Annotated in this window: 16 protein-coding genes; 8 read left to right on the forward strand and 8 right to left on the reverse strand. The window is 63.1% G+C overall.

Going from position 1 to position 11,724, the window contains the following annotated elements:
* Positions 1-10 precede the first annotated feature (10 nt).
* Positions 11-415: a MerC domain-containing protein gene (locus K3152_RS10665; protein ID WP_221574091.1), complete on the reverse strand. Its 405-nt coding sequence runs from the start codon at positions 413-415 to the stop codon at positions 11-13.
* Between the two features lie 154 nt (positions 416-569).
* On the opposite strand from K3152_RS10665, the gene K3152_RS10670 reads away from it, so the two are divergent.
* From K3152_RS10670 to rpsI, 5 genes are all read left to right on the forward strand, one after another.
* A complete protein-coding gene (locus K3152_RS10670; protein WP_221574092.1) occupies positions 570-1,592 on the forward strand; it encodes a COX15/CtaA family protein in 1,023 nt (340 codons plus the stop codon).
* Positions 1,589-1,921, forward strand: a complete 333-nt coding sequence (gene cutA / locus K3152_RS10675) for a divalent-cation tolerance protein CutA (RefSeq protein ID WP_221574093.1) — start codon at positions 1,589-1,591, stop codon at positions 1,919-1,921. The genes K3152_RS10670 and cutA overlap by 4 nt, the downstream gene beginning before the upstream one ends.
* Entirely contained in the window at positions 1,908-2,627 is a 720-nt protein-coding gene (locus tag K3152_RS10680; protein ID WP_221574094.1) for a hypothetical protein, read from the forward strand. The genes cutA and K3152_RS10680 overlap by 14 nt, the downstream gene beginning before the upstream one ends.
* Before the next feature lie 175 nt (positions 2,628-2,802).
* Positions 2,803-3,282, forward strand: a complete 480-nt coding sequence (gene rplM / locus K3152_RS10685; protein WP_221574095.1) for a 50S ribosomal protein L13 — start codon at positions 2,803-2,805, stop codon at positions 3,280-3,282.
* On the forward strand, positions 3,282-3,806 hold the full coding sequence (gene rpsI, locus K3152_RS10690) for a 30S ribosomal protein S9 (RefSeq protein WP_221574096.1): 525 nt from the start codon (positions 3,282-3,284) through the stop codon (positions 3,804-3,806). The genes rplM and rpsI overlap by 1 nt, the downstream gene beginning before the upstream one ends.
* Before the next feature lie 79 nt (positions 3,807-3,885).
* On the opposite strand, the gene K3152_RS10695 is transcribed toward rpsI, so the two are convergent.
* From K3152_RS10695 to K3152_RS10710, 4 genes are all read right to left on the reverse strand, one after another.
* Positions 3,886-4,083 carry a hypothetical protein gene (locus tag K3152_RS10695; protein WP_040964484.1) on the reverse strand — a complete coding sequence of 66 codons (198 nt, stop codon included), beginning with the start codon at positions 4,081-4,083 and terminating at the stop codon, positions 3,886-3,888.
* Between the two features lie 66 nt (positions 4,084-4,149).
* Complete coding sequence (locus K3152_RS10700) at positions 4,150-5,010, reverse strand: metallophosphoesterase family protein (RefSeq protein ID WP_221574097.1); 861 nt, start codon at positions 5,008-5,010, stop codon at positions 4,150-4,152.
* Positions 5,000-5,857 carry a diacylglycerol/lipid kinase family protein gene (locus tag K3152_RS10705; RefSeq protein ID WP_221574098.1) on the reverse strand — a complete coding sequence of 286 codons (858 nt, stop codon included), beginning with the start codon at positions 5,855-5,857 and terminating at the stop codon, positions 5,000-5,002. Before K3152_RS10705 ends, K3152_RS10700 begins: the two co-directional genes overlap by 11 nt.
* A gap of 53 nt (positions 5,858-5,910) precedes the next feature.
* Positions 5,911-6,213 carry a hypothetical protein gene (locus tag K3152_RS10710; RefSeq protein WP_247713347.1) on the reverse strand — a complete coding sequence of 101 codons (303 nt, stop codon included), beginning with the start codon at positions 6,211-6,213 and terminating at the stop codon, positions 5,911-5,913.
* Positions 6,214-6,389: 176 nt separating this feature from the next.
* On the opposite strand from K3152_RS10710, the gene K3152_RS10715 reads away from it, so the two are divergent.
* Together K3152_RS10715 and K3152_RS10720 are read left to right on the forward strand one after the other, a co-directional pair.
* Positions 6,390-6,716: a UrcA family protein gene (locus K3152_RS10715; protein WP_221574099.1), complete on the forward strand. Its 327-nt coding sequence runs from the start codon at positions 6,390-6,392 to the stop codon at positions 6,714-6,716.
* Between the two features lie 297 nt (positions 6,717-7,013).
* Positions 7,014-7,319, forward strand: coding sequence for a UrcA family protein (locus K3152_RS10720; RefSeq protein ID WP_221574100.1), 306 nt, complete (start codon positions 7,014-7,016; stop codon positions 7,317-7,319).
* An 84-nt stretch (positions 7,320-7,403) separates the two neighbouring features.
* Here the strand turns inward: K3152_RS10720 and K3152_RS10725 are convergent, their stop codons facing one another.
* From K3152_RS10725 to K3152_RS10735, 3 genes are all read right to left on the reverse strand, one after another.
* Positions 7,404-8,141 (reverse strand): LytR/AlgR family response regulator transcription factor, encoded by a 738-nt coding sequence (locus K3152_RS10725; protein WP_221574101.1) that lies wholly within the window; start codon positions 8,139-8,141, stop codon positions 7,404-7,406.
* Complete coding sequence (locus tag K3152_RS10730) at positions 8,134-9,351, reverse strand: sensor histidine kinase (RefSeq protein ID WP_221574102.1); 1,218 nt, start codon at positions 9,349-9,351, stop codon at positions 8,134-8,136. The genes K3152_RS10725 and K3152_RS10730 overlap by 8 nt, the downstream gene beginning before the upstream one ends.
* A gap of 99 nt (positions 9,352-9,450) precedes the next feature.
* Positions 9,451-10,968 (reverse strand): fumarate hydratase, encoded by a 1,518-nt coding sequence (locus tag K3152_RS10735; protein ID WP_221574392.1) that lies wholly within the window; start codon positions 10,966-10,968, stop codon positions 9,451-9,453.
* Positions 10,969-11,127: 159 nt separating this feature from the next.
* Between K3152_RS10735 and K3152_RS10740 the strand changes: the two genes are divergently transcribed.
* Positions 11,128-11,724 carry a protein-L-isoaspartate O-methyltransferase family protein gene (locus K3152_RS10740; RefSeq protein ID WP_221574103.1) on the forward strand — a complete coding sequence of 199 codons (597 nt, stop codon included), beginning with the start codon at positions 11,128-11,130 and terminating at the stop codon, positions 11,722-11,724.

Genomic DNA, 11,724 nt, shown 5'->3' on the forward strand with positions numbered 1-11,724 from the left:
GCGGCCCGACTTAGTCTCCGCAGCGCTCCTTGCAAGCGGCGGAATGACAATGACGGAGGTTGAGGATGTGCCCGAGCGATACCAGCGCCACGCCGATGATGGTCAGGATGGCTTCCTTGTAGCCATGTTCGACCGCCAGAGCGCCGCCCATGAAGGTGAGGCCGGTCATCGCAATCACGAAGGGCGCGGCCATACGGTGACGCAGCGCGCCCCAGCCGATGGCGACGGCAGCGATCAGCGTAGCAATCGCCAGACCCCAGCGGTGGATGTCGGGCGAGAAGAACAACTCACCCCCGATGCCGAGGCCCGACACCAGCACGATGCTGGCCAGGCAATGCAGCGCGCACAGGCCCGAGAGCCCGATACCTATACGGTCGAGCCGCTGCCGAATCGGATTGATGGCGCGTTGCAACATGTCATGACAGATATGTGATAGTATCACCTGTTACAAGGGCAGGTTGCGAAAAAGGACGCAGTTCGTCGCTTGCTGTGGCCGTTATGCCGATTGAATCAATTGCACTTGCGATTGGGGGCGCTTGCGGCAATCACGCCCAACCATGAACGATACCATGACCGAGACACCTTCCAGCGCCCGCCCGGGGCTGCTTGCCAACTGGCTGTTCATCGTTGCCGGGCTCGTCGTCCTCATCGTGACCGTGGGCGGCATCACGCGCCTCACAGAAAGCGGGCTATCGATTACCGAGTGGAAGCCCTTCCTCGGTGCGCTCCCGCCATTGAGCGATGCCGACTGGCAGGCAGAATTCGAGCTCTACAAGCAGATACCCGAATACCAGCAGATCAACGGTCCTGCGGGGATGGACCTTGAGGCGTTCAAGTCGATTTACTGGTGGGAATGGATACACCGCCAGCTCGGCCGCCTCATCGGTCTGGCGCTGGCCGTGCCACTCGCCATCTTCGCGCTGCGCAAAATGGTGCCGCAGGGCTATTTCTGGCGCCTGTTCGCGCTGGTGGCGCTGGTCGGGCTGCAGGGCAGCTTCGGCTGGTGGATGGTCGCCTCTGGCCTAGAGACGCGCACGGATGTCAGCCATTTCCGTCTCGCCATTCATTTGTGCACTGCGCTTGTCCTGCTGGGCGGCCTCGTCTGGACCGCTTTCGACCTCAAGCGTGTGGCCGCAGGCAAGCCGAAGCCAGCCGGTATGACCGCGCTCGCTGCTTGGACAGGGGTTATTCTGTTCGTGCAGTTACTGCTCGGCGCCTGGGTCGCTGGGCTGGAGGCAGGGCTTGCCTCGGATAGCTGGCCCTTGATGCAGGGGCGTTTCATCCCCGAATTCGATTCCTCGCAAGGCATTTTCTGGGCGATGACGCATGACCCCTTCCTCATCCACTGGATGCATCGCTGGTGGGCTTGGGTGGTCGTCGGCGCACTGGTGGTGATGGCGCGCAAGGTGAAACCGGCGAGCCGCAAGGCCTCGATCGCCATCCATTCGGCTTTCGGCACACAGGTCCTGCTCGGCATCGCCACGGTGATGACGGGCGTCGAATTCCACCTCGCCGTGCTGCACCAGCTGGTCGGCGCGCTCCTCGTTATCGCCTTCACCGTTGGGGCGCATGTGCTCGGAAGGCAGGAATGAGCGCACTCGTCTACTGCCCCTTCCCCGACGCCGCATCGGCACGTGAGGTCGGGCAGAAGCTGCTCGCCGAGGGTCTTATCGGCTGCATCAACATCGGCGCACCTATCCACTCACTGTTCGAATGGGCGGGTGAGCACGGCGAAGGCGAGGAATGCCCCGCACTCCTGAAAACCGACGCATCGCTGCTCGAACGGGCGATTGCACGCCTGGAGGACTTGCACCCTTACGAAGCTCCGGCAATATTGGGCTGGCCCTGCATTGCCGGGAAAGCCACTGCCGGGTGGCTGGCGGGGCTCGACGGGGGGAATGGGAGCAATGTCCAGCAATAGACGCGCCATACTGGCTGGTATCGCAGCCGGAGCCAGTCTGTCTTTACTGTCCCTGCCCGTCAGGCTGGCGGCAGCACCTCGTGGAATCACCTTTCCCGAAGGAAGATTCATCCTGCGGCGGGAACTCGAACGCGGTCTTGGCGGCGGTGCGGCCATTGTTGTTACCCGGAACTGGGAATGCAGTTTCGACCAGATTGGCGCGGGAGCATCCGTACGCGGCACACAAGGGCGTTGCGATGTCAAAGCTCCACCGGCGCTCGCCGCACTGGCCGAAATGGAGCGTTCGCGGAAAGTTACCGGCCTCTTTCCCATGAAGCTCGATAATGAAGGGCATATCTTCGACTGGGGCGGCAGGGGCGCGACCGGTATCGAAGCGGCGCTGCGCGCTGCGGACGCGCGCATAGACAGTTTGACCTTGGCAGACGGCGACAAGCGCGATGCGAAGGCGTGGTTGGCGCAAGTCGGGAGCACGGCGGCCGAAGTGGTCAGCCAGGTCCCGCGCGACCTGTTCTTCCCCGAAGCGGGCAAGCGGACCGAAAACCGCAAGATGGCTCTGCCTGATGGCCAGACCGGCTCCTACGACATCACCATCGAGGCCGAAGCGCGCCAAAGCGACGGTTTGCTGGTCTCCAGCGAACGCCGCATCGTGACCCGCATCGGCGACAGTTCACGCATTGCACGCGAGCGCTGGACGCTCCTTGCCTGACCAGCCCAGAGGTGGGAGTATTATTTTACCCCACCGGAGATGCGCGGAATTGCTTGACGAATCGCGTGCCTAACGCCATTTGGCGCGCGCTTAGCGGCTCCATGCGTGGGGCCGCGCAATCGTTTAGCGGCCGAGAAGCTGGCCGCGATAACTCGAGCAAACGGATACGCAAGCCATGAAGGCTCTCACGAAAGTGACCCAGTCGGCCAAGCCGGCAGAGGTCGAAAAGGACTGGCACATCATCGACGCCGAGAATCTCGTCGTCGGTCGCCTCGCCGTCATCATCGCCAATCACCTGCGCGGCAAGCACAAGCCGAGCTACACCCCGCATGTCGATTGCGGCGACCACGTCATCGTCATCAATGCCGACAAGGTGAAGTTCACCGGCAAGAAGATGGACGACAAGATTTATTACAAGCACACCGGCCACCCGGGCGGCATCAAGGAAACCACGCCGAACAAGGTTCTCGGCGGCCGTTTCCCCGAGCGCGTCCTCGAAAAGGCCGTGCAGCGCATGATCCCGCGTGGTCCGCTGGGCCGTGCGCAGATGCGTGCACTCCACCTCTACAACGGCACCGAGCATCCGCATGAGGGCCAGAAGCCCAAGACGCTCGACGTCGCTTCGATGAACCGCAAGAACAAGGCTGTTGCATAATGGCTGACGAAACCAAGAACGACACCGTCTCGGATCTCGCCGATCTGAAGGACATCGCTTCCGACGCGCCGCAGGGCGATTCGGCAGATATCGCCGCAAAGGCCGACGTTCCCCTGCGCGAGCAGGAACTCGACGCACAGGGCCGCGCCTACGCCACCGGTCGCCGCAAGGACGCTACCGCACGCGTCTGGCTCGTCCCCGGCAGCGGCAAGATCACCGTCAACGGCAAGGACCAGGAAGTTTACTTCGCACGTCCGACCCTTCGCCTCGTGATCGACCAGCCTTTCGCCATCACCGAGCGCCAGGAACAGTACGACGTTATCGCCACCGTCAAGGGTGGTGGTCTGTCGGGCCAGGCCGGTGCTGTGAAGCACGGCATCGCCCAGGCACTCGCCAAGTACGAGCCGGCCCTGCGCAGCACGGTCAAGGCCGCCGGCTTCCTCACCCGCGACAGCCGCGTGGTCGAGCGTAAGAAGTACGGCCGCGCCAAGGCACGTCGTAGCTTCCAGTTCTCGAAGCGTTAATTCGCCTCGGGCCGGAACACCGGACAAGAAAAGGGCGGCCTTCGCAGGCCGCCCTTTTTCTATGCCTGTCTTGGATTGCTCACCGCTGGAGCGCCATGATGCCCCAAGCAAGGAAGGTGCCTGCGAAGAACAGCGGCCAGCTCCACCAGAGTTCGTACTGGTAGATATCGACATGGAAGATGTTGAGGTGGCCGCCCTGGCGCCCCTGGCTGCCAATCAGCACCGAGAATACATAGGATAGTATCCCGCCCAGCGGGATGGCTTTTACCAGTTCCATTACCGTTCCCTCGCGTCCGCGGGGGAATTTCAGCAAGAGTGGTTGAGATTCGGCATATGCCTAAAGTTAATGCACCGGAGGGTCGACGCGCGGGACCTGCCTGACCGGCGCGACCGGGTCGCCCGGCTCTCGCGGCGGAAGCGCGTTCTCGGGCACGTCGTCGATCTGCATGTCGGTCGTCTCGACATCTTCGAGATTGCGCACGCAGACGGTCAGGCTTTCGCCGTCCCATTCGATCTCGTTGAAGCTGGGCGGGGTCGAGCGGGTGCGCTTGGACAAGGTGCCTGCTCCAATCATCCGCACCGTGCCATCGACGGTCTCTTCCATGATGTCGAAGGCATCGTGGACATGACCCGACAACACCGCCTGGACCGGGCGACGGGCGAGTTCGCGCAGGGCCTTGTCGCCGTTCTTGGTGAGCGCCGTGCCTTGCGTCCCCACTTCGCGCAAAGGATGATGGACTGCCACCAGCGCGCGGGTGCCTTCAGGCAGGGCATCGATGGCCGCGAGGCATTTTTCCAGCGCGGCATCGGTTACCCAGCCCTTCGACCAATTGAGCCGCGGCTGCGCGCGAACGGCTGTCTTCAGCGGCACGATAGCGAGATTGCCGAGGTCCAGTTCCTTCTCGACCTTCTCCGCCATCCCGCGAAACCGCTTGTAGGGATTGAAGAAGCGCTCGATGGGATTGAAATAGGGCATGTCGTGATTGCCCACCTCGACCGTCACCGGCGCGGTAAGCGAGTTGATCCAATGCGTCGCCGCATCGAATTCCCGCTGCCGCGCGCGCATGGTGAGGTCGCCGGTAATCGCGACTGCGTCGGGTTTGCGCTCCTCGATTTCCTGCTTCACCCAGTCGAGCGCGCGATTGTTCTCGAGACCGAAGTGGATGTCGGAGAGGTGGAAAATGCGCCGGATTTCAGAAGCCATGATGGGTCGCTAGCAGATCGACTTCGCATGGGGCCACCGTGAATGTGGCTTTCGGCGGCAAAGTAGCCGGTTCGCCATCGATCAGGACTTCCAGCGGTGCTCCGTCGCAGGTTTCCAGCGTGACCTCGTCGACCAGGCCGAGCCGTGTGTGCGGACCCTCGCGGAAGTTTCGACGCAAGAGGGCCCAGCTTTGCTGCAGCAGTTCGCCCGCGCCCTCGGCATGGAAGGCATCGAGCTGCATACCGCGATGGCTCGGGGTGAATTCGATGAGCGGGTAGCCCTCGTCCTTGCCGAGGCGCGGTCCGCAGACACGCACCATCGAGCCGCCGGTGGTCTCTGCGAGCGCATCGCTGGTACCCTCGGCCATGGCGGGGATATCGAAATCGCGCATCGCCTCGCGCACGCTGGCCCAGCTTGTGCCGGGTCCGGCGAGCAGGCCTGCGAGCGCGTCCCCCTTTTCGCAGCGCGCCATCAGCGGGCGCACCGCTCGCGTCGCGCCGCTGGCAATTCGTTCGATAATCGTTTCCAAAGCGGCATCAGGGCCGTGAAGCCGCTTGCTCAGCAGGTTCATCGTGCCGCCCGGCAGCACGGCAATCTGCCCGCCCCAGCCGCGCAGCTGCGTGATGGCTGCATTGAGCGTGCCGTCTCCGGTGAAGATGGCGAGACGGCCAATGCCGGCGGCATCGAGTTCCTCCGCCGTCGGCAGGTCGTCGTCGGGGAAGCCTATCTTGCGGGCGATGGAGAAGCCCCTGTCGCGGCAATGGGTTTCGAGCGCCGCGATGGCGCGCTCGCTATTGCTGCCCGACCGTGAATTCGTGAGGAGCCAGATAGGGTTATCATCAGCCATGGAGGAGAAGCGCGCGGTTTTCGCGGCGGTTCCCGAAGTGGAGCCGAAGGCGGTCAGATGCGTCCGGTCAGCACCAGCCAGGCCGTGCCGAAATTGAAAAGGCTGTAGATGCCATAAGCAACCCCCATGCCGGGAAATCCGTTCGCGGCGAGCAACATGGCCACCAGCAAGAGGACGAACTCGAACCCGAGCGATACGCGGCCACCGCCAGACTTGTAGAACGCAGGCAGTGCATCGAGCATCGGGTGTCCGCTTTCGAGCACTGCCTTGTGGACGGCGAAATTGCCGATTCCGAGCAAGAACAGGACGATGACCAGCATTCCTCCAAGATAGGAAAGCCGTTCGCAGATTGCCAATCGCCTTTCGTCGGCAGAATTCAGCATTCGGTCAAAATCGCGGAATCGCTCGTCGATGGCCGAGTGCAAATCGCACTCGCCAGGCGCATTCACATGGCCGTGGCGGGGCTGACCCCAGTTCCCCAGACTCGTTCCGGCCCCGCCCAGACGCCCGCCCAAGCACAGGGAGTTTCGACATGAAAAACCTCGTCCTTACAGCCGCTTTCGCCCTTGCCGCCGCCACCCCGGCCGTTGCGCAGGACAAGGCCGACGCTGCCGCCGATGCAAACTATTCGCGCGACCTCGTCGTCACCTATGACGACCTCGACCTCGACAAGCGCAGCGACCAGCGCAAGCTCAAGAACCGCCTCGACAAGGCGGCCAAGATCGCTTGCGGCTACCAAGAAATCCGCACCGGCACCCGGGCCAAGGATAGCGAGGCCCGCACCTGCTATCGCGAAGCGCGCGCCAACGCGCTGGCCACCTATGATGCGGTGATGGAGAGCCACGGAAAAGGCGGCTGACGACCCTTAGCCTGCCCTGATACCCCGGCCGGACTGCAGTCCCCCGGCCGGGGTATTTTTTTGTCCAATGAAGACGTGACGTTCACCGACAGACTGCCAGAAATCCACGACAGCCCCCGTCGTTCGCAGAGCCGCCATCGCGCTTCGTCGTGCTGTCTCCCCCTTCCGTCAAATGAGCCGATCCCTCGTCGAAACCGGCGTGCAATTACAGTTGTAGCTGGGCAATACAGTACGTGAGCCGGGCCCGTAAGATCCCCCAACCCCGACCAAGGCCCGGCGAACTCGAGGAGATTGAACATGAAATTTCTTATTGCAGCTTCCGCTACCGCCCTCGGCCTGCTGACCGTAGCGGCTGTTCCCGCGAGCGCCCAACAGGTGCGCTTCGAAGTGGAATATGCGGACCTCAACCTGCAGACGGCAGAGGGGATCGAAATCCTCGACCGGCGTATCGAGCAGGCCGCGCGCAAGGCATGCGGATACGGCAAGGTCACGACCGGCAGTCGCATCCCTTCGCGCAAGGCGAGCAAGTGCGTCGACGAACTGGTCGCCAAGGCCAACCAGCAGTTCGCAACCCTTACCGGGAAACAGGCGAAGGGCGGCTAAGTCACCAACTAAACTAGCGAGAAACCCTGGCCGCGGTGTGCGCGGTCAGGGTTTTTCTTTGGCGATCGAAAAGCGAGAAGAGCGTTAGCGACCAGCCATCGCCTTCACCTTGGGCAGGTAGGTGCGCCCGATGCGCAGCGCTTCGCCATCTTCCATTTCCGCAGACCAGACACCCAGCCCATCGTGGCGCAGGCCCTTGATGCGGTCCTTGCGCAGGATGGTCGAGCGGTGAATGCGGATGAACTTGGCCGGGTCGAGCCGTTTTTCGAGGCCCGCGATGGTTTGTAGCAGAAGATAGCTACGGTCTTCGACATGGAGGCGGACGTAATCGCGTTCGGCATCGATGCGTGAGACTTCCTCGGTGTCGATACGGATGAGCTCGCTGCGATGCGGTATCCAGAGCTCCTCGAGCCATTTGCTCGTCTCGCCCCCGCCCTCGCCGCGGCGGGCGAGCGCGCGCTGGATGGCGCGTTCGAGCCGTTCGGGCTTCACCGGCTTGAGGACATAGTCGACTGCATCGAGGTCGAACGCCTCGACCGCGTAATTGTCATGCGCGGTGACGAAGACGACCGCCGGGCTGGTTTCCTGCTTGGCCAATGTCTTGGCGACCGAGAGGCCGTCCACCTCGGGCATGGTCATGTCGAGCAGGATCAGATCGGGTTCGAGCGCTTCGATGAGCCGCAGGGCCTGCGCACCGTCGCTCGCGGTGCCTACCACGTGAAGCGCGTCCATCTTGCAGCAGATCACCTGCATGCGTTCGACCGCGAGCGGTTCGTCGTCGACAATCAGGGTGCGCAGCTTGTCGCCAGTATCCTCAGCCATGTTTCACCATCGGTAGCCTGAGTTCGGTTTCATATCCCTCGAGCGACTGGCCCGAGGTAATCGTGGCTTCGTTGCCGAAGCGTGCCTCCATGCGGTCGCGGACATTGGCGAGACCAATGCCGAAGCCGCCCGAATGGCCGCTGGGCAGGCCGGGGCCGTCGTCACTGACGCGCAGCACCAGCCGGCCATATTCCTCGCGCGCGACAATCGAGATCGTTACCGGGCGGTTGCTCGCCGAGACGCCGTATTTGACCGAATTCTCGACCAGCGGCTGGAGGATCATGCCCGGCACTTTCAGCTGGGCGAGTTCCTGCGGCAGGTCGACGCGGACCTTGAGCCGTTCGGGGAAGCGCACCGCCTCGATTTCGAGATAGTGCTCCTGCAAGTCGATCTCGTCTTCGAGGCTGACGTCGCCGGTCGAATCCTCGGCCAGCGAATGGCGGTAGAAGCGCGAGATCGACTGGATCATCTGCTCTGCGCGGTCTTCCTTGCCGGTCATCACCAGCGCGGAGAGCGAATTGAGCGTGTTGAACAGGAAATGCGGGTTCACCTGGTAGCGCAGGCTTCGCAGCTCCGCGGCCTTTGCAGCGCTGCGGAAACGCTCTCCCTGTCGCTCGGCCGCCCGGGCGCGGGCACCGGCGACGATGGCGAGATAAAGCGCCGCCCAGGCCAGCAGGAGGAAATAGCGGCTCAGCGCCAGATCGGTCAGCCGCCGCCAGTAATCCGCCAGCGTAGGGGCGGGTTCGATGACGATCGAAGCGGGCGGGGTCTGGGCGGCAGCGCCGCCTTCCTGCACCCCGTCGGCGGTCATCTGTCCCGGGATGTCGAGCAGGAGATTGCCCGATTCGTCGCGGCGGATGTTGAGACCGCGCTGCTCGCCGATTTTCTGGCGAACCTGGTCCTCGATCGGCGCGAAGACCATGGTGTTGATTTGCGCGATAGCGAGCGAGGCGGGTACGGCAGCGATGATGGCAATGCCGACTTTCAGCGCGAGGCTGCGATGATCGAACAGGCGCAGGAACAGCCACAGGAGGACGGTCACGCCTGCGCCTGCAACGCAGACGAGCAGGCGACGCCATAGCAGTTCGTCCTGCATTTCGAGGCCGACCACGGCACCGCGGGCGGTAATCAGCAGGAAATAGGCCACCCACAGGCCGAGGATGGAAAAAAGCACCACCTTGGCCGGCACGCGCGGCACGGTTGCATTCATCTGGGGTTCACTGTCCAAAACAGGTTCTATGTGGAGCGTTGGCCGCGCAAAAGCCAGCGCCGCCATCGACGGCGCTGGGCTGTTGGTCGAGCGGAGATGTTATTCGGCAGGTTCGACTTCGCCCCTGGCAATCTTCTCGCGCCATTTGGCGGGCGCCAGCGTGTGGACATTGTTGCCCGCCGCATCGACCGCGACGGTGACCGGCATGTCCTGGACCTCGAACTCGTAGATGGCCTCCATGCCGAGGTCCTCGAATGCAACCACTTCGGCGCCCTTGATGGCGCGGCTGACGAGATAGGCGGCCCCGCCCGTCGCCATCAGGTAAGCGACCTTGAAACGGCTGATGACTTCCACAGCGTCATGCCCGCGCTCGGCCTTGCCGATCATGGCGAGCAGGCCGAGGTCGAGCATCATTTCGGTGAACTTGTCCATGCGCGTGGCGGTGGTCGGGCCAGCCGGGCCGACGACTTCGCCCATTACCGGGTCGACCGGTCCGACATAATAGATGGCGCGCCCCTTGAACTCGACCGGCAGTTCCTCGCCCTTTTCGAGCATGTCGTGGATACGCTTGTGCGCCGCATCGCGTCCGGTGAGCATCTTGCCAGAAAGCAGCAGGCGGTCGCCATGCTCCCAGCTCGCCACTTCTTCGGGCGTGAGATTGTCGAGGTCGACCTTCTTCGCCGCCGCATCGGGTTTCCACGTCACCGCGGGATAATCGTCGATATTGGGCGCTTCGAGATAGGAAGGCCCCGATCCGTCGAGCGTGAAATGCGCGTGGCGCGTCGCGGCGCAGTTGGGAATCATCGCCACCGGCTTGCCCGCCGCATGGCAGGGCGCGTCGAGGATTTTCACATCGAGCACGGTCGAAAGGCCGCCCAGCCCCTGCGCGCCGATACCCTGCGCGTTGACCGCATCGAAGATGTCGATGCGCAGCTGTTCGATGTCGCTCTGCGCGCCGCGCTGCTTCAGCTGGCCCATGTCGATCGGGTCCATCAGCGAAAGCTTGGCAAGCTTCATGCAATGTTCGGCCGTGCCGCCGATGCCGATGCCGAGCATGCCCGGCGGGCACCAGCCTGCGCCCATGCTGGGTAGCTGCTCGACTACCCAGTCGACGATATTGTCGCTCGGGTTCATCATCTTGAACTTGGACTTGTTCTCGCTGCCGCCGCCCTTGGCCGCTACATCGACATCGATCGTATTGCCCGGCACCATCTCGACCGAGAGCACGCAAGGCGTGTTGTCGCGCGTGTTGCGGCGGGTGAAGGCGGGGTCGGCGAGAATCGAGGCGCGCAGCTTGTTGTCGGGGTGGTTATAGGCCTGCCGCACACCCTCATCGACCACTTCCTGCAAGGAGCGCGCGGTGTCGAGGCGGCAGTTCATGCCCCACTTCACGAAGACATTGACGATGCCGGTGTCCTGGCAAATCGGGCGATGCCCCTCTGCGCACATGCGGCTGTTGGTGAGGATTTGCGCGATGGCATCCTTTGCTGCCAGACCTTGCTCGGCCTCGTAAGCCTCGCCCAGCGCGCGGATGTAATCCATCGGATGGTAGTAAGAGATATACTGGAGCGCGTCCTTCACGCTCTCGATAAGGTCTTCTTCCTTGATGACCACCATGTCGCTCATCGCTGCTTATTCCCATGTTGCAGATTTGCGCTCCCCGATAGGCGTGTTTGCCGCCATCGGTCAAAGCGCTTGGAAGCAACGGGTCTTGCGCCTAAGTGAACTGACAGCTTGCAAAGCCGTGTTATCGATGTAATACAGCACCGGATACTTATGACCACCACGACCCAGACCCGCCCCGATTACGCTGCCGCCCGCAAGGCGATGATCGACAGCCAGTTGCGCACCAGCGGCGTGAACGAGCCTTTCGTGCTCGAACGCATGGGCGCTGTCGCGCGCGAGGATTTCGTGCCGGAAGCGTCTAAGGGCACGGCCTATATGGACCGCGCCATCCGCCTCGCCGATGGCGGCTCGCTGCCGGCACCGCTGTTCCACGGCGCGATGCTGGCCGAAGCGCGTCCGGCTGCCGAAGACAAGGTGCTCGTGGTTGATGGCGGCAGCGGATACTTGACCGCACTGGTCGAGCCGCTGGTTGCGTCGGTGAAGACGATTTCCCCGAGCGATGCACTTCAGGCCAAGAAAGGCGACTATACGCTCGTGCTGGTCGACGGCGCGATCGAACATGTGCCGGCCAATATGGCCAAGCTGGTCGCCGAGGGCGGCCGCATCGTCACCGGCCTGGTAGAGCGCGGCGTCACCCGTCTCGCCACGGGCCGCAAGTCGGGCAAGGCGCTTGCCCTCCTGCCGCTCGCCGAAATGGGCGTGCCGCGCATGGGCGCATTCGACAAGCCGGAGAGCTGGAGCTTCTGA

Source organism: Qipengyuania polymorpha (genome assembly GCF_019711435.1).
Lineage (GTDB): Bacteria > Pseudomonadota > Alphaproteobacteria > Sphingomonadales > Sphingomonadaceae > Qipengyuania > Qipengyuania polymorpha.